Annotated in this window: 9 protein-coding genes; 4 read left to right on the plus strand and 5 right to left on the minus strand. The window is 62.0% G+C overall.

The genetic code is table 11. From position 1 onward, the window contains the following. Nucleotides 1–29 precede the first annotated feature (29 nt). Complete coding sequence (gene acnB, locus KUV45_RS11880; RefSeq protein WP_206938202.1) at nt 30–2,633, minus strand: bifunctional aconitate hydratase 2/2-methylisocitrate dehydratase; 2,604 nt, start codon at nt 2,631–2,633, stop codon at nt 30–32. A gap of 202 nt (nt 2,634–2,835) precedes the next feature. On the opposite strand from acnB, the gene KUV45_RS11885 reads away from it, so the two are divergent. The 4 genes from KUV45_RS11885 (at nt 2,836) to KUV45_RS11900 (ending at nt 15,075) form a co-directional block, all read left to right on the plus strand. Beyond that, on the plus strand, nt 2,836–3,318 hold the full coding sequence (locus tag KUV45_RS11885; RefSeq protein ID WP_224852017.1) for a DUF1289 domain-containing protein: 483 nt from the start codon (nt 2,836–2,838) through the stop codon (nt 3,316–3,318). Nucleotides 3,319–3,344: 26 nt separating this feature from the next. Next, nucleotides 3,345–3,977 (plus strand): tRNA-(ms[2]io[6]A)-hydroxylase, encoded by a 633-nt coding sequence (locus tag KUV45_RS11890; RefSeq protein ID WP_222163172.1) that lies wholly within the window; start codon nt 3,345–3,347, stop codon nt 3,975–3,977. Nucleotides 3,978–4,009: 32 nt separating this feature from the next. Next, nucleotides 4,010–7,921, plus strand: a complete 3,912-nt coding sequence (locus KUV45_RS11895; protein WP_222163173.1) for an AAA family ATPase — start codon at nt 4,010–4,012, stop codon at nt 7,919–7,921. A 590-nt stretch (nt 7,922–8,511) separates the two neighbouring features. Then, on the plus strand, nt 8,512–15,075 hold the full coding sequence (locus tag KUV45_RS11900) for a retention module-containing protein (RefSeq protein WP_222163174.1): 6,564 nt from the start codon (nt 8,512–8,514) through the stop codon (nt 15,073–15,075). Between the two features lie 32 nt (nt 15,076–15,107). On the opposite strand, the gene KUV45_RS11905 is transcribed toward KUV45_RS11900, so the two are convergent. From KUV45_RS11905 to queC, 4 genes are read right to left on the minus strand one after another with little or no spacing between them, the layout of a single operon-like run. Beyond that, a complete protein-coding gene (locus KUV45_RS11905; protein WP_222163255.1) occupies nt 15,108–15,428 on the minus strand; it encodes a YkgJ family cysteine cluster protein in 321 nt (106 codons plus the stop codon). Between the two features lie 11 nt (nt 15,429–15,439). Then, nucleotides 15,440–16,291: a 6-carboxytetrahydropterin synthase gene (locus KUV45_RS11910; RefSeq protein ID WP_222163175.1), complete on the minus strand. Its 852-nt coding sequence runs from the start codon at nt 16,289–16,291 to the stop codon at nt 15,440–15,442. After that, nucleotides 16,291–16,941 carry a 7-carboxy-7-deazaguanine synthase gene (queE, locus tag KUV45_RS11915; protein ID WP_222163176.1) on the minus strand — a complete coding sequence of 217 codons (651 nt, stop codon included), beginning with the start codon at nt 16,939–16,941 and terminating at the stop codon, nt 16,291–16,293. The genes KUV45_RS11910 and queE overlap by 1 nt, the downstream gene beginning before the upstream one ends. Next, nucleotides 16,934–17,647, minus strand: coding sequence for a 7-cyano-7-deazaguanine synthase QueC (queC, locus tag KUV45_RS11920; RefSeq protein ID WP_222163177.1), 714 nt, complete (start codon nt 17,645–17,647; stop codon nt 16,934–16,936). Before queC ends, queE begins: the two co-directional genes overlap by 8 nt. Nucleotides 17,648–18,058 lie beyond the last annotated feature (411 nt).

An 18,058-nucleotide genomic window follows, 5' to 3' on the forward strand; every position in this document is an offset into this window, starting at 1 on the left:
ACAGGCGGCGTGCCTGATCAGGGTGTGACTCAGGCCTCCTGGGCGACCGGAATCACGTTCGAGGCGGCTTTCTGATATTCCTCGATTTCATGGAAGTTCATGTAGCGGTAGATTTCACCCGCCATGGCATCGAACTCACCCATGTAGCGACGGTACTCGTCGACGCTCGGCAAGCGGCCTTCCACCGCCGCCACCGCGGCCAGTTCGGCGGAGGCCAGGAAGACGTCGGCGCCGTCGCCCAGGCGGTTGGGGAAGTTACGGGTGGAGGTGGACACCACCGTGCTCTTGGCGGCAACACGCGCCTGGTTACCCATGCACAGCGAGCAGCCGGGCATTTCCATGCGGGCGCCAGCGCGGCCATAGATGCCGTAGTAGCCTTCCTCGGTCAGCTGGTGCTGGTCCATCTTGGTCGGCGGAGCGAGCCACAGCTTGGTCTTCAGGCTGCCTGCGGGCTGCTTCTCGAGCAGCTTGCCGGCGGCACGGAAGTGACCAATGTTGGTCATGCACGAACCGATGAACACCTCATCGATGCTCTGGCCAGCCACTTCGGACAGCAGGCGCGCATCGTCCGGGTCGTTGGGGGCACACAGCACCGGCTCCTTGAGCTGCTCCAGGTCGATCTCGATGACCTCGGCGTACTCGGCGTCGGCGTCGGCGCGCATCAGGCTCGGGTTGGCCAGCCACTCTTCCATGGCCAGGATACGGCGCTCGATGGTGCGCTTGTCGCCGTAGCCGTTGGCAATCATCCACTTGAGCAGAGTGATGTTCGACTTCAGGTACTCGCTGACCGAATCCTCGGACAGGGTGATGGTGCAGCCTGCAGCGGAGCGCTCGGCACTGGCGTCGGACAGCTCGAAGGCCTGCTCGACGGTAAGCTCCTCGAGGCCTTCGATTTCCAGCACGCGGCCAGAGAAGGCGTTCTTCTTGCCGGACTTTTCGACGGTCAGCAGGCCCTGCTGGATCGCGTAGTAAGGGATCGCGTGGACCAGATCACGCAGGGTCACGCCGGGCTGGCGCTTACCCTTGAAGCGAACCAGAATCGACTCCGGCATGTCCAGCGGCATGACGCCGGTGGCGGCGGCAAAGGCGACCAGACCAGAACCCGCGGGGAACGAGATGCCCATCGGGAAACGGGTGTGGGAGTCGCCGCCGGTGCCGACAGTGTCCGGCAGCAGCATGCGGTTCAACCAGGAGTGGATGATGCCGTCGCCGGGACGCAGGGAGACGCCGCCACGGTTCATGATGAAGTCGGGCAGGGTGTGGTGAGTTTCCACGTCTACCGGCTTGGGATAGGCACTGGTGTGACAGAATGACTGCATCACCAGGTCGGCCTGGAAGCCGAGGCAGGCCAGGTCCTTGAGCTCGTCACGGGTCATCGGCCCGGTGGTGTCCTGGGAGCCAACGGTGGTCATCTTCGGCTCGCAATACATGCCCGGACGCACGCCGTCCATGCCGCAGGCCTTGCCGACCATCTTCTGGGCCAGGGTGAAGCCCTTGCCGGTGTCCTTGGGCTGCTCGGGCAGGCGGAAGACGTCCGACTGATCCAGGCCCAGCGCCTTGCGCGCGTTGTCGGTGAGTCCGCGACCAATGATCAGCGGAATACGGCCGCCAGCGCGGACTTCGTCGAGGATGACCTGGGTCTTCAGCTCGAAGGTGGAGATCACTTCGTCGGTGTCGTGACGGCAGACCTTGCCTTCGTAGGGGTAGACGTCGATGACATCACCCATCTCCATCTTGGAGACGTCCATTTCGACGGGCAGGGCGCCGGCATCTTCCATGGTGTTGAAGAAGATGGGAGCAATCTTGCCGCCGAAGCAGAAGCCACCAGCGCGCTTGTTGGGCACGTTGGGAATGTCGTCACCAAAGAACCACAGCACGGAGTTGGTGGCGGACTTGCGCGAGGAGCCGGTGCCGACGACATCGCCGACGTAAGCGACCGGGAAGCCCTTGGCCTTGACCGCTTCGATCTGGGCCATCGGGCCTTTGGTACCGGGGACTTCCGGCTCGATGCCTTCACGCTCGTTCTTGAGCATGGCATTGGCGTGCAGCGGAATGTCCGGGCGTGACCAGGCGTCCGGGGCCGGCGACAGGTCGTCGGTGTTGGTCTCGCCGGGCACCTTGAACACTGCCAGGGTGATCTTGTCGGCCAGGGCGGGCTTGGACAGGAACCACTCGGCATCGGCCCAGGACTGCATGACGTCCTTGGCGACGTCGTTGCCGGCCTTGGCGCGGTCAGCGACGTCGTGGAAGGCATCGAACATCAGCAGAGTGTGCTTGAGCTGCTCACCCGCTTCCTTGGCCAGCTCTGGGTTGTCGAGCAGTTCCACCAGGGTGGCGATGTTATAGCCGCCCTGCATGGTGCCCAGCAGCTTGACCGCATGGACCTTGTCGATGAGCGGAGACGTTGCCTCGCCCTTGGTAATGGCGGTGAGGAAGCCAGCCTTGACGTAGGCCGCTTCATCGACGCCGGGAGGCACGCGATTGGTCAGCAGATCGAGGACCGCTTCTTCTTCGCCGGCAGGCGGCGCCTTCAACAGTTCGACCAGTTCGGCGACCTGCTCGGCATTCAGCGGCTTGGCAGGGATGCCTTCCTGGGCACGCTCTTCGACATGTTGGCGATAGGCTTCAAGCACGTGGGGGCCCTCATTGGTTTATGGTGGTCACGCTCCGGCGGACTGAGCCGAGCGTGAGGGACACGCTGTCAACGGTGGCCGGGATTCTAGAATAAACTGTCGACAATGTTAAGCGAGCCCCCCATAACGGCCTTTGAACTTTGGTCGCCGAGGGCATCGCCGAGCCAGTTCAGGGGTGTGTCTCGGCGGTGCAGGCGTTACCATGTCGCCGATTCAAGAGACGGGAACAGGCGGTGCATCAATGACGGGAGCAGTGCTGTCTCCTTGCGTCGGGCTATGTTCCACCACGCTGGGGGACGACGTTTGTCGAGGCTGTCAGCGCCATCGCGACGAGATTCGCGACTGGTTTGCCATGCCCGCAGAGGAACGTCAGCGGCGCATGAACGAACTCGATGCCTTGCGCCAGCAGCAAGCGTCGGTGCTGATCGACGTATTCGATGAAGCCCGGCTCGAGCAGCAGATGCGTCGACATCGCATCCGTTTTCGTGCGTCACAGCCGGCGCTGTCCCGTGCCGTCGAGCTGTTACGCGTCGGTCGAGAGCGCATTGGCGTGCTCGACGCCTATGGCCTCAGTCCACGCCCCGGCGCGCCTGCGTCGGCGGCCGAGTTGTACGCAGCGCTGAGCGACGCCTTGAATGGCGCCGCCGCTTCCCGTCGTCAGCGCGATTCTCAGGCAGGTCGCTGACCTGCCCACTACTGGATGTTTTCTGCATGAACAGTCCTGTCAGCACCGAGCATGACGCCTCCTTGCCTGTCGAACTTCTCGAGTTTCTGCCCTGTGAGACGCCTGCATCATGGGTTCAATGGGCCCTCGATAACGAAACCCTGCTGTTGATCGATCACGCTCAATGCGAGAAGAAGGCGGCCTCGACCGCCATGAGCCTGATGTACCGTTATGTCGATCACACCGAGCTGCTGACCAAGATGTCGCAGCTGGCGCGGGAGGAACTCCTGCACTTCGAGCAGGTGGTCAAGATCATGAAGACGAGAGGCATTGAATACCGTCACCTCAGTGCTTCGCGCTACGCTGAGGGGCTCAGAGAACTGGTCAGAAAAGATGAGCCTGATAGGCTTGTAGATATACTGATCGTGGGTGCCTTGATCGAAGCGCGCAGCTGTGAACGGTTCGCACGACTGATTCCGCATCTTGATGAGGAGCTTGCCAAGTTCTACCGAGGTCTGGTTAAGTCGGAGGGACGTCACTTCGAGGATTACATCAGTCTGGCCCGCCAGCTGACCGACGCGCCGATAGAAACGCGTATTGCGGAGTTCAAGGCCCGCGAAGAGCAACTAGTGACGACCCCGGACGTCGCCTTTCGTTTTCACAGCGGTGTACCGGCCTGACGCCGAGTGCATCGCCACGCAGGGACACCATCATGCGGGACGCCCAACACGATGCTTCCCAGATAATCGACCAGGATCACCTGGCACTCTTCGGGCACTTTTCCCTGAGCCTGGGAGACGATGTCCTCGTTCAATTCAGCTACGACAAGGTCAAGGCATTACTGGTGTATCTGCTGCTGCATCAGCAGCCGGTCAACCGCGCCACACTGGCAGAACTGCTGTGGCCCGATCAGGGCCTGTCATCAGGCAGGACCAATCTGCGTCATGCACTGCACTGCCTGAGACAGTCTCTGGGGGATGAGGCCGACAAGGTGCTGACCGTGTCGCGCCAGACCATTGCCTTCCAGCTGCCGTCCCAGTGGGGCTTCGATGTACATGGCTTGCAGCGTTTGCTCGAGGGCAAGCGCGATATCGACACCCTCAAGACGATTCTTGAGCTGTATCGCGGAGATCTTGTCGAAGAGCTGCAGCTACCTGCCTGTCCTGACTTTCAGCGCTGGCTGATTCAGGTGCGTAACGAGTGGCGTCAGCGCGTCATCCGCTTTGCTGAAGACGTGCTGGACCAGGAGGGCGAAGCGCCTGATCAACTGCTGCAGGATCTGGTCAGCCGTTTCTCAGGCTACGCACCGTTTCACGAGCGACTGGTTCGCCAGCTGGCCGAGCAGGGTCAGATGGCGGCCGCTCACGAGCAGTACAACAGCTTCCTGCAGCTGCTGGCGCTGTCCGGCCAGCAGCCTGACCCCGGCTTCCTGCAGCTGGCCGCCTATTGGTCAGACAGCCAGGCCGATAGTGGTTCGCTGTCGCCCAAGGGAGCGTTCTCACGCACCTTGTCCGTGGACAGTCCACCTCTCAGTGAAGACGAAGTCGAGCATCGTCAGCTGTCCGTCATGGCAATCCGCCTGAGCCTGCAAGGCGACATGGGCAGCCGCGCGGAGACCCGTGCCTGCCTGGCGCTGCAGATCGAGCTGATGCGCTGGCTGGAAAAACAATGTCATCACCTGGGTGGGTTCTGGCTGCCCGGTGCGACCGGCGGCCTGGGGCTTGCCTGTTTCGGTACCCATGGCCCGGCCCACCAGCTGGCTGAACTGGTAGCGCTTTACGAGCACTGCCGTCGGCTGCTGGATGAAGAATGCCAGCGCCATTGGACGGGCGAGGGCAGTGTACCGACCATCGAGCTGGCCGCCGGTTTGAACAGTGGCCAAGTGGTATACCTCCCAGCACGTCATCTGGTAGATCCGCTTGGCCAGGTGACCCAGGGGGCACTGAATTTGATGAGTGCCGCCGAGGGCAGCGAGCTGGTCATCTCCCAGGAGGCCAGTCAGCACATGCCTCCTGCACTGGACCTCCAGCCTCGGTTGTTTTCTCGGTTGGTCGCCAGCGATGGCCGGGTGCGCCTGCGGGCGCTGGTGCTGGGCAGCAACGAAGGCGGGCGCGACGCCATGCCACCCAGCCTGGTGGGCCGTGAGAATGCGCTGCGCATGTTGCGTGATGCCCTGGCGAGGGCAGGCATTGGCCTGCGCCAGAGCGTGCTGGTCAAAGGGCCATCCGGTCTCGGAAAGTCGGCCCTGCTGGTAGGTTTCCGTCACCTGGAGCAGAGCCGTGACGCGACGATCTGCTGGCAGCCAAATACCCGCATGTCGGTTCAGGAACCCTATGGAGTGGCGCGTCAGCTGCTGCGCTGGCACCTAGGTGGGGAGCTCGATGCCGAGGGGTTAAGCGGACTGGTCGAGCGCCTGGGGCTGGGTGAACTTGACGACAACGACCGGCAATGGCTGGAAGAGGCCATGGGCATCCGGGATGCCCAGGAGAGCACTTTGCTGGCCAAGAGCAGCGAGGCGGTGGAAGCCGTCGTCTCCCTGTTGCACGGCCTGGTGCTCGAGCTGTCGCAGGATCGGCCGCTGGTACTGATGATCGATGACCTGCAATGGGTCGACGAGCCCTCCTTCAAGGTGCTGGCCGGACTGCAGGCCCGCCTTCCGATCAACTGCCCGCTGCTGTTGATCGCCAGTCATCATGGACGTGAGTCACTCCCGACTCGCCTGCACTGGGACCAGCAGATCACGCTGGGCCGTCTTGATGCGATGCAGTCGTCGCGGCTGCTGACCCAGCTGGCTCGACGTTATCGGCTTCACCTGTCACCGCGCTTGCGAGGTCAGATCATCGAGCGCTGTGATGGGGTGCCGCTGTATCTGCAGGAGATCTGCCGCCGCCTCGATATGGATCGACGTGAAGGCCGTAGCGTTCAGCTAGATGAGCTTCCCCACGGGTTGCTGGGCCTTCTGACCAGCCGGATCGACCAGCTGGACGTGGATCGTGAAGTTGCCCACGTGGCCGCCGTGCTGGGGCGTAACTTCCGTTTCGACTTTCTGGCCGAATGTAGCGGTTGGGAGCCCGATCGTCTGGGCAAGGCGCTGGAGGAAATGCGCCGGCTGGAGATCATCGAGATCGCTGACGGTGAAGCGGGCGCAAAGCAGTATCAGTTTACCCATCAGCTGCTCCACGAAGCCGCCTATCTATCCTGTCCCCGGGATGTGCGAGTCGACATGCATCGCCGCGTCGTGCAGTTGATCGAAGAACGCTTCCCGATGTGGATCAGCCGCCACCCCGGCGATTTCGCGATGCACTTGCGGCGCAGCGGACATTACGCGCGGGGTGCTCGCTACTTCGAACTGGCGGCACGAGAGGCCCTCAAGGTCAGCGCCAATCGCACGGCACTGAAGATGGCCGATGCGGGACTCGCGAGCCTGCGTCAGGTCGAACGACAGGCCGAGCGAGAAATCAGCCTGCTGACGGTCCGAGGTCAAGCCGCCTTTGCACTGGAGGGACACGGTTCTCCCACTGCCCACGAGAGTTTCGTCAAGGCCAGAGAGCTGCTGACCGAGTGCACCACGGATCTTGAGGACGAGGACGATCTCGAGCAGGCCTTCCTGGTCAAGTGGGGGCTATGGGTGGGCTGCAGTCAGCGCAACGCCCATGCCGATGCCTTCCTGCTGGCGTCACGTCTGAACGATCTGGCGGTGCGGCTGGAGGATCCCCGCTATCAACGGCTGGCAGACTACGCCGGCGCCAATTGCGAGTATTGGGCGGGGCGCATACGCCAGGCATATGACCACCTCGAGGAACTGGATCCGCTCAATAACCCGATGATGATCGAGTGGCTGCCGTTCTCCGATCATCCTCAGGTGGCGGCGGCCTGCTTCCAGGGCTGGACGCTGTGCCTGAGGGGTGACTATCAGCGGGCTGAGCGACACGTGGAATCCGCGATCCGACTGGCGGAAGAGATTCATCACCCCGGTAGCCTGGCGATGGCATTGATGTACGCCGCCGCCTTGTACCGCCAGCTGGGCCATGTGCACGAGGCCGCCCATCGCGCGCAGCGCGCGTTCGAGTTGACCGGAAGCTCCGATCTGCATCTGTGGCAGGTGTCCTCGCGGGCGGTGGTTGGCTGGCAGCGTGCGCTGGCGGGCAGCCGTGACGGCTTGCAACAGCTTCAGGCCGCCCACGAGGAACTGGCCGAGATCACTGGGCGAGATCCTTGCCAGCGTCCCAACTTCTGGTATGTGGACGCCTGCCTGGCCATGGGGGAACTGGAACAGGCCGAGGACTATCTCGACCAGTGCCTGCTGCTGGCCAGAGAACGCGCGACTCTGTTCGTTCCGGAGCTGGCCATTCAGTTGGCGCGGGTGAGGCGCCAGATCGGCCGTGATCTCGACTCGGTGCGCACCTTGGCGGAACTGGCGAGACAGCAGGCCAAGCGCGACGGCAACCTGCATCAGCAGCTCTGTGCGCTGGAACTCTGGTTGAGCCACGTCGACGGCAATGATGATGCCGCCCACGATGAGTTCCGTCAGCTGTTGGCCCAGGTCTCGCTGAGCGATGCCCCGGTGCTGATTCGCTGGCGCGCCTTGCTGGATCGCAGGATGTCGCACCCTACAGACGCATGATCTGACTATCGCCTGCATCAGCGGGCGATCACAGCGTTACCGCTACAACACCCGATGGGCCTAGCCCATCGGGTGTTTTTTTGACCTCTCCTTTCCTGTTGTTCCTGACGCTCCTCCTTGCCGCCGTCCATGGGCTCTCTTGCAGATGTATCGAGTACGTGTCTGTCGGTGCGCAATAGCGCACAGATTTCTTGTCAACATTATGCAAAAACGACGAAGTGCGCGCATTTCTATATTACGAATTGTGCTGTTTGAGGCTTTCAGTATTTTGTAGCAATAGACATACTCCAATGGAGGTACCTAGTATGATAAATAAAGGTATGTGAAGTGAAAAAAACACTAAATATCTAGTCATTTTCATAACTTTAGAAATATCTGAATCATAGTCGTTTATTTAAATAATTGTTTTTACGTGATTTTGTTTTTTGGTGTGTTCGTTGTGCGCGGTGCTGCTTGGTCCTGGCGGATCTCGGCGTAACGCCGTTCCTTGCAGAGCATCGTCCGCATCGTCATACGACAACGACATTCGTTCTTACCTGGCAACCATCAATGCACTGATAGGACGGAAGTCGGTGTCCAAGGGGATCGGTATGACTAACGCCACTGTCAGCAGTATTGTGGGTCAAGCTTGGGTCAAGAAGCCCGACGGCGAGGTGTTGCCCCTGGATCAAGGGGATACCATCAGTGCGGGTGATATTGTCTTTACGGAAGCTGGCGCAAGTCTTGTGCTGATTTTCGACGACGGCCGTCCGGAAGTACGCTTGCAGGGCTGGCACCAGGTCATGATTCCTTTGAAGATGGGGGAAGGAGATGCCAGCTCCGTTCACGCTCTCAGCCAACGGCAAGTCGCGGAGCTATCGGGTTTTCTTGAATCCTCCCACGGCGACGTATTCGAGGCACTCGCCCCTCCGGAAGCGGGGGAGATAGAGGCGGGTGTTGAAGACGGTTTCGATTTCGTACGCCTGCAGCGCATCACCGAGGCAGTAGATCCTCTGGCATATACCTATGAGGGTGCGTCTAGCGGAGCCTTCTTGACGCCTCGAGAAGGAGGCGGAACTCCAGACGATCTTGTTGACTTGGCGAGTCAGAGTGACAGTGCCGGTGTTGGTGAAAGTGAACCTGAGATCAGCCGTCCTGGTGTGGATGACGTCGCGCCGCCGAGCCAGCCCTCCGGACAAGGCGCAGGAGAGCCGACGGTCACTCCTCCAGATGGCGGTGAGGTTGAGCCACCTGTCAGCCCCCCTCCGGGAGAGGGGCAGGTGTCAGCTGCGGTGAACAGCGTGGTAGAGGGCGAGGGCAGCACGATCTTCGACACCGTCGTGATGTGGGGGTTCGCCGATATCGCCTCTATCCGCATCCATGGTGTCGAGGTCATGGGGGCGACCACGGAGTCGCCGGTGGCCATCGTCGGTCACCAAGGCAGCCTGTTGATCACCGGCTTTGATCCGCGGACGGGGAGGGTCAGTTACGGCTACACCGAGAACGGTGACGCGGCAGACCACAGTTCCGGGGACGGCAGCGTTGTTGATCGTTTCGACGTCGTCGTCACGGATAGGCATGGCCATAGCGCCAGGGATGAGCTGCAGGTGCATGTTCTCGACGATGAACCCACGGCGGTGGCCGATAGCACCAGCACCGATCTCAATACGCCGGTGGCCTACAACGTCCTCGACAACAGTGACGGTACCAGCGACATCCAGGGCGCCGATGGCGCCACCTTGACCGCCGCCAGCGTGCAGGGTGGGTCGAGTGTCGGAAGCATCACCTTTAACGCCGATGGCGAGGTGACCTTTACCCCCGCGACGGGCTTCGAGGGCGAAGCGGTGATCGACTATACGATCACCGACGGCGACGGCGACACCGCCACCTCGGCCCTGACGGTCACGGTGGCCACCGACTCCACGCCCACCGTCGACCCGAGTGGCCCGGATAATGACCCGGCCACCCAGGACGGCGCCTATAGCGTGCTGGAGGCGGGGCTTGACGGCGGCGCGGGGCAGAGTGCGGGCAGCGACGCATCAAGCACCAGCGAAACTACTACAGGTCATTTGCTGAGCGACACCGGCAGCGACAGCCTGGCCCGCTATGAGGTCCAGGACAAGGACGGTAACTGGGTGCAGATCAGTGCCGATGGCACTACGGTGGCTGGTGACTACGGCACCCTGTCGGTCAACGTTGACGGTAGCTGGTCCTACACCCTGGACGGCAACGTTACCCATAGCGGCACCGACCAGACCGGCCCGAGTGATAGCCTTGCCGAGACCTTTGGCGTGCGCGCGGTGGATAGCGACGGTGATGTCTCCGATCCGGCGGACCTGACCATCGCCATCGGCGACGACGGCCCGAGTGCCGTGGCCGATAGCACCACCACCGCCGAAGATACCGCTGTTACCTACAACGTACTGACGAACGATACCCAGGGCGCCGATGGCGCCACCTTGACCTCGGCGACCTTGAGCGATCCTAGCCAGGGCAGCGTCACCTTTAGCGCTGATGGCGAGGTGACCTTTACCCCGGCGACGGGCTTCGAGGGTGACGCGGTGATCGATTACACGATCACCGACGGCGATGGCGACACCGCGTCCTCAACCCTGACGGTAACGGTGGCCGCCGACTCCACGCCCACCGTGGACCCCAGCGGCCCGGACAATAACCCGGCGACCGAGGACGGTGCCTATGGCGTGTTGGAAGCCGGGCTTGACGGTGGCGCGGGGCAGAGTGCGGGCAGTGACGCATCGAGCACCAGCGAGACCACCAGCGGCAGCTTCTTAAGCAACACCGGCAGCGACAGCCTGGCCCGCTACGAGGTGCAGGACAAGGACGGCAATTGGATCGCCATTAGTGCCGATGGCACCACGGTCGCTGGTGACTACGGCACCCTGACGGTTGACACCGACGGCAGCTGGTCCTACACCCTGGACGGCTCCATTGATCATGCCGATGGCGATGCTACCGGCCTGGCCGATAGCCTGGCCGAGACCTTTGGCGTGCGCGCAGTGGATAGCGACGGTGACGTCTCCGACCCGGCGGACCTGACCATTGCCATCGGGGATGACGGCCCGAGCGCCGTGGCCGACAGCACCACTACCGCTGAAGATACCTCCGTCACCTACAACGTCCTGGCGAACGACATCCAGGGCGCCGACGGCGCCACCTTGACCGCCGTCAGCGTGCTGGGTGGGGCAAGCGTGGGCACGGTGAGCTTTACCGCCGATGGTCAGGTGACTTTTACCCCGGCCGCCGGCTTCGAGGGTGAGGCGGTGATCGACTATACGATCACCGACGGCGATGGCGACACCGCGTCCTCAACCCTGACGGTAACGGTGGCCGCCGACTCCACGCCCACCGTGGACCCCAGCGGCCCGGACAATAACCCGGCGACCGAGGACGGCGCCTATAGCGTGCTGGAGGCGGGGCTTGACGGTGGCGCGGGGCAGAGTGCGGGCAGCGACGCCGCTAGCAACAGCGAGACCACCAGCGGCAGCTTCTTAAGCGACACCGGCAGCGACAGCCTGGCCCGCTATGAGGTCCAGGACAAGGACGGTAACTGGGTGCAGATCAACACCGATGGCACCACGGTGGTTGGTGACTACGGCACCCTGACGGTCGACACCGACGGCAGCTGGTCCTACACCCTGGACGGCTCCATTGGTCATGCCGATGGAAATGCTACTGGCCTGGCCGACAGCCTGGCCGAGACCTTTGGCGTGCGCGCGGTGGATAGCGACGGCGATGTCTCCGATCCGGCGGACCTGACCATCGCCATCGGCGACGATGGCCCGAGTGCCGTGGCCGACAGCACCAGTACCGATGTCAATACGCCGGTGACCTACAACGTGCTGACCAACAGCGACGGCACCAGTGACACCCAGGGCGCCGATGGCGCCACCCTAACCGCCGCCAGCGTGCTGGCTGGGGCAAGCGTGGGCACGGTGAGCTTTACCGCCGATGGCCAGGTGACCTTTACCCCGGCCACGGGCTTCGAGGGTGACGCGGTGATCGACTATACGATCATCGACGGCGACGGCGACGGCGACACCGCGTCCTCGACTCTGACCGTGACGGTGGCCGCCGACGCCGTTCCCGTGACACCCGATAGCGATAATGATCCTACTACGGAAGCCCCGACCGCCCGGGTGGATGAAGATGGCCTGAGCGGAGGTATCGCTGGAGGTCAGGACGACCAAGCCGGCGAAGCGACAATAGCCACGGGAGTGCTGGGCTACGACTTCGGCAGTGACGGTGCGGCGGCGACCAATGCCTTTCGCTGGAGCCTGACGGGTTTACCGACGGATCTACGCACCGCCAGCGGCCAGCTTGTGAACTTCACAGTGAGTGCCGACGGTCACACCCTGACGGGGGCGACGACCGATATCGGCAGCACCACGGTCGTCACCGTCGAGCTGATCGACGTGGCTAGCGGGGCCTACCGCGTCACTCTGCATGAGGCGCTTGAGCATTCAGATGCCAGTGGCGAAGACGATCTTGCCTTCACCGTGGGTTATACCCTGATGGATGGCGACGGCAGCAGCGCTGACGGCGGCCTGAACGTGGTTATTGACGATGACGCGCCGGTAGCATTCAGCGCAGAGGCAGCAAGACTCGATGATGGGGAGGTTGGGAGTATCGACTTCCTGGAGTTCGTAGGTGCCGATGGTGCGGGTAGCCTGACCTTCGCATCATCGTTGCAGGGCAACACAGTGACGTCCGGTACCGGCACGGCGCTAAGAAGTGCCGATGGTGCGATGCTCACCTACGACCTGTCCGCCGACGGCAAGACCTTGAGGGCAATCACCCAGGAGAATGACGCTATCTTCGAGGTGCAGTTGTCCAGTGATGGTGCGTCCTACAACGTGGTAATGAGCGGTGAACTGGCTTCCGGTTTTGAGGGCGCACACACACAGACCGAGGGCACCGGTACCCTCGCGGTGAGCTCTGGGCATCGTTACGTCAGCTTCGAGGCGGACAGTAGCGGTGGGCCGAACGTGCTGATGTCAGCCTGGAAGTACGACAACAGCACTCCCAACTGGTTGTCGGGAAGTGGTAACAAAGGCGTGGCCGGAGACAATGTGGTGGGGTCCCGGGAAGGCATACGCTACGACTTTGTTGATCAATTGGCGTTCGACGGCTCACAGCAGCCATCCTGGAGCGGGCATTCTGGTATCCACTGGTTCTCTCAGGCCGTCGTGGCCACGGGAGAGTACATTCCCAATCTCATCGTATCCGCCTACGAATATGCCCCGGATGGCGCGACGACCTCGGGGCATCCTTATGAGAACTCCGGCGAGCGTCTTGAACTGAGCGCCGAGAATATCCGGACCTTCGATAGATACGGCAATGAATATGCGGCAGATGTCACTATTCTCCCCAACGGAAGCGCTCAATTTTACCTCGTCAGGGGAGGGCATTTTGAGGTGGTCTCGGAGACACCCTTCGAGGCGGTCGAAGTGCGCGGCGTCAACTATAACCGTACCTTCCAGTTGGGCGACTTCGAATACTCCGCCACGTCACCAGGCTCCGATCTGACCTTGGGTCTTGTGGGGCAGGATGCTGATGGGGATGTGGCTCAGGGTGATCTGGTCCTCGCTCTGGACGAGCGAGGCGAGGTCTTTGTTGGTGGTGACGATGATGATGCGGCGGTGACCGGTAACGGTGGCGACGTTCTGATCGGCGATACCGGGGCCGCGCGCACGCTGGTGCAGCAGGGTGAAAACTACAATATCAGCTTTATCATCGACAGCTCGATCAGCGCTCAGAATGACGCCGCTCCTGGTATTTCCATGCTGGCCTTGCAGATCGATGCCGTCATTCGCCAGCTTAGCGCCCTCAAGGATTTTGATGGTGAGCTCAACATTCAGCTGGTCAAGATCAATACCGGGGCGGGTCAGCAAACCTTTCGAAACTTCGACGCGTCCCAGCTCGATGCCGCGATCAGTTATCTACAGAACTCCAGCGCCGCCGGTGGCACCAACATCGACGCTGGACTGACTCTGGCGACGGACTTTCACCAGGCAATGGACGCAGTCAATGACTATCACAGCATGACGTTTTTGCTGAGCGATGGCCCGCCAACGGTGTGGTGGGACAGCAACCGTGAGCAGGTCAAGACCCATGTCGATGAGCCTGGCCACAGTGAGACGATGAACAATACGCTGCCACAGTTCAATATCCTCAAGGAACTGAGCGATGTTCACGCGATTCACCTTAGAGGTGATGAGGACGACAAGAACAACCAGTACATGGACTATTTCGACAATACGGGTGACGTCGGACCCAAGACCATCATCACCGACTACGATAATAGGTCCTTTACGGCGGAAGCCGGACAGAGTGATCACGTGGACTCCGTCGAGGAGATCGATGTTGCCCTGTCTAGCGGCACGCTGACACCGGAGCAGCAAGTGCCGGGTAATGACAACCTGAGTGGTGGGCTTGGTAACGATGTGATCTTCGGTGATCAGATCAATACTGACCACCTGGCGTGGACCAACGGCGATACCGGGGTGACCTTCGCCGCCGGAAGCCACGATGGCCTGAGCTATCGGGGACTGATCCAGTTTCTGACCTGGTCACCTGACCATGGTAATGGTCTGGCACCCAATGACGAGATGATCATTGGCTATATCCGTGATCATTACGTGGAGTTGAGTGGTCCTCAACCCTTCGGTGGCGGCAATGATGTGCTTGATGGTGGCAGGGGAGATGACATCCTGCTGGGCCAGGCGGGTGACGACGTGCTGCAAGGCGGCGCGGGGGATGACCTTTTGCTGGGTGGTCTTGGCGCGGACGTGTTCGCTTGGCGATTTGCTGATGAGGGGGAGCCGGGCGATCCTGCGCTCGACATCGTCAGCGACTTTCAGCTGAAAGACTCCGGGCTTGCGGTGGACCCTGAAGCGGACAGGCTAATGCTGGGCGATTTGCTGGCGGACTACCCGGATGTGGCAGATCCGGCGCAGGATGAATTGAGCGACTTCCTCTACGCCCAGCAGGAGGGCGCTGACACCGTGCTGTATATCAAGAGCGACGGTGGTCTGGATGGCGCACGCAGCAACGCTGACCAGAAAATCTCGCTGAGTGGGGTCAGCATGGGCGGCCTATCCTCGGAGGATTTCCTTACGATGCTGCACAACAATGGCCAACTGGACGTAGAGTAGAGGCGCGCCGGAATGACCGATGCCGCCACCGCTCACGTCATCTGCTCCAGAGCCGTGATGCGATCAAGCGCTTCATCGCGATGGGTTCCGCAGAGGTCGGCATCAAAGTCGAAGCTTGAGCATACCGCTGGGCGTTCGGGCGAGCCAAACAGCTTGCACAGGTGATCGCTGTCGAGCTGGACGCAGCGCACGCCGGCCGGCTTTCCCTCAGGCATGCCCGGTATCGGCGAGCTGATCGACGGGGCGATGCAACAGGCGCCACACCCCGGCCGGCAGCCGAGGTGGCCAGACGTCTGGGCGTCTGTCGCTGGTGATGCCGCCGCGTCGACGGCAATCAGCTTGTCCGTGGACATCATCGTCATGATCAGTGGGGGGCCTTGGCCTTGGCCTTGGCCGTGGCGGTGGCACCCTTGTCCACGCCCTCGTAGGCGCGCACCCAGGTATCAATACCGGTGTCCCGTGCAATGTGTTCGGCCAGCCACATGGCGATTCGCTCGACGGTGGTCGCGCCAGGCAGGCAGCGGCAGCGTTCTCGGGGCAGCCGCAGCTGGAAGCGCCCCTGGGGTGCCTGATAGGCGCTGACCAGGGCGTCACCTTCTACGCAGACCAGGTCATGCTCGTCCACCAGGTAGCTGTCATCCAGCCAGCGTGCATAGTGCTCCTCAAGTCCAGGCTGGCGACTGCCGCGCTGGATGATCTCGAGCCGCGAACGATGGCCGTGGGCAATGCGCTGACAGTTCCCGGCGTGGCGCCTGAGGCCGTGGCTGTAGGTATAGGCGGCGCCGTCAATCGACTCATCGCTCAGGCATAGCTCGATGTGCTCGACCCGCTCTGGCGGATGGCGCAGCAGTTGGCGCGACAGATGCTCGGCCATGGCAGTCTTGGTGATTCGTGGCCAGGGCAACAGGGTAAACGCCTGTCGTGGGCCGCGGACTTCCATGGGGTAGGGCGATGAGGTACGCACACACAGTCCCTCACGGCACTCACTGACCTCTACCCCCGGAGCTTGCGTAGGCACCAGCAGTGTATGGTCGGCACCGCTATCAAGGCGTGACTTGATCCATGGCTTGACCTCGCCGAAGTCAAACAGCATGCCATCCTCACCCAATTCACCGTCGAGGGTGGCATCCACTTGCCAGCTGGCCCCGATCAGACCACGGTCCGGGCACCACAGCGACACGTCGAGGTGCGTCAGTCGTCGTACAAAGAGTGCCATCAGTCGATTCCTGCGATCTTGTGGGTTTGCAGAGACAGCCGCCAGCGTGGATGAGCCATGCAGTGGGCGACGGTGGCTTGCAGTGGCGTGGCAGGCGCATCGCTGGCGACCAGCGAGGTGTCCATTGGCTGCAGCAGAAAGTGATCGAACTGCATCGCTTCAAAGGCCTCCGGCGGCGCCTCGGCCTGGGGAAAGACCAGCTTCAGCTCGTCACCATGGCGCTGCGCCAGCGGGGCGGCGCCCTTGGGACTGACGCACAGCCAGTCGATGCCCTCCGGGGCCGGAAGCGTGCCGTTGGTTTCGACGCCGATCTCGAAGCCCGCCCTGTGCATGGCCTCGATCAGCGGTGTGTCGAGCTGCAGCAAGGGCTCCCCTCCGGTAAACACCACGTAGGGAATGACCCGGGAATCGCTGTGGGGCCAGAGTGAGGCGAGGTGAGCGGTCAGCGCCTCTGCAGTGGAAAATTTCCCACCGTTCTGACCGTCCGTGCCGACGAAATCGGTATCGCAGAAGTGGCATTGTGCGCTCGCGCGGTCCTGCTCACGACCGGACCACAGGTTGCAGCCAGTAAAGCGACAGAACACGCTGGCCCGCCCGGCCTGTACGCCTTCGCCCTGCAAGGTATAGAAGGCTTCCTTGACGCTATACATCCTGCGTGGCTCCGACTGCCGGTTGGGCGTCTGCTGCTGCAGCATAGGCCAGCGGATCCGTGACTCCCTGGGCCGCGAAGGCGGCGAGGCGCTCACGGCAGCTGCCGCAGCGGCCACAGGCCAGTGGGCGTCCCTCGTAGCAGGTCCAGGTGTGGCGGTAGTCCAGGCCCATGGCAAGCCCATCGGCGAGGATGTCGCTCTTGCTGGCATTGAGGTAGGGCGCGTGTATGGCCACCGGGGAGAAGTTGGCGATGGCGGCCACGTCGTTCATCTTGTGCACGAATTCCGGGCGACAGTCTGGGTAGAGCACGTGATCACCACCATGAGCCCCGTAGTCCACGCGGCTGGCGCCAATATTCACCGCCTTGGCGATGGCCAGTGATAGCAGCACCATGTTGCGGTTCGGGACCACCGTGGCACTCAGGTTGTCCTCGGCGTAGTCCCCGTCGGGCATGGCGCGGGCCGCATTGGTCAAGGCGGAGTTGTCGATCAAGCCGTGGATGGCGGTGATGTCGACCACTTGATGGGGAATCTTCAATTCCTGGCACACCTGCCGCGCCACCTCGAGTTCACGGGCGTGACGCTGCCCGTAGTCGAAGGACAGGGCATGTACCTTGAGGCCCTCGCGAAGGGCGCGATGAAGAACGGTATAGGAATCCATGCCACCGGAGTAGATCACCACGGTGGTGGCGGGAGTAGGGCTCATGCTGAATATCTCGAGTCGGAGAATTTGGGGGAGGCGACTCGTTGTCGCCAGGGGCCGGGGTCCGGTCCGGCTAGATGCCATGGGCAATGTCGCTGCCTGACTTGAGTGGCTTAAATGCTTAAGTCGCTTAAGTGCTTAAGTTGCTTAAGTTGCTTAAGTGCTTGGGCGGCTCAAGTGTCAGCGAGACACGCCGGCGCTGGAGCAGTCTCTCGCCAGCACCTGCCTGTGGCGCCGTATAGGGTACCGAAAGGTGGGGAACAAGGCCAGGCACCTTTGATGCCGATCATTTGCGCCTCGTCAATATCGCACGTTCCCTGGCATGGCATGCTGCCGGGCCCGCACTGCGGTGTCTGAGCTGTAGAAGGAACCAGGATGTCTAGCCAGGCCTGGCTAGACATACGCACCGCGTGT

It is taken from the genome of Halomonas sp. DP3Y7-2, from assembly GCF_019800795.1.
In the GTDB taxonomy this organism is placed as follows: Bacteria; Pseudomonadota; Gammaproteobacteria; order Pseudomonadales; family Halomonadaceae; genus Halomonas; species Halomonas litopenaei_A.

Coding starts and splice junctions, on each gene's coding strand:
- KUV45_RS11905 (WP_222163255.1), bottom strand. CDS start 15,428: ATGTCCACGGACAAGCTGATTGCCGTCGACGCGGCGGCATCACCAGCG.
- KUV45_RS11895 (WP_222163173.1), top strand. CDS start 4,010: ATGCGGGACGCCCAACACGATGCTTCCCAGATAATCGACCAGGATCAC.
- KUV45_RS11885 (WP_224852017.1), top strand. CDS start 2,836: ATGTCGCCGATTCAAGAGACGGGAACAGGCGGTGCATCAATGACGGGA.
- queC (WP_222163177.1), bottom strand. CDS start 17,647: ATGAGCCCTACTCCCGCCACCACCGTGGTGATCTACTCCGGTGGCATG.
- KUV45_RS11890 (WP_222163172.1), top strand. CDS start 3,345: ATGAACAGTCCTGTCAGCACCGAGCATGACGCCTCCTTGCCTGTCGAA.
- KUV45_RS11910 (WP_222163175.1), bottom strand. CDS start 16,291: ATGGCACTCTTTGTACGACGACTGACGCACCTCGACGTGTCGCTGTGG.
- KUV45_RS11900 (WP_222163174.1), top strand. CDS start 8,512: ATGACTAACGCCACTGTCAGCAGTATTGTGGGTCAAGCTTGGGTCAAG.
- queE (WP_222163176.1), bottom strand. CDS start 16,941: ATGTATAGCGTCAAGGAAGCCTTCTATACCTTGCAGGGCGAAGGCGTA.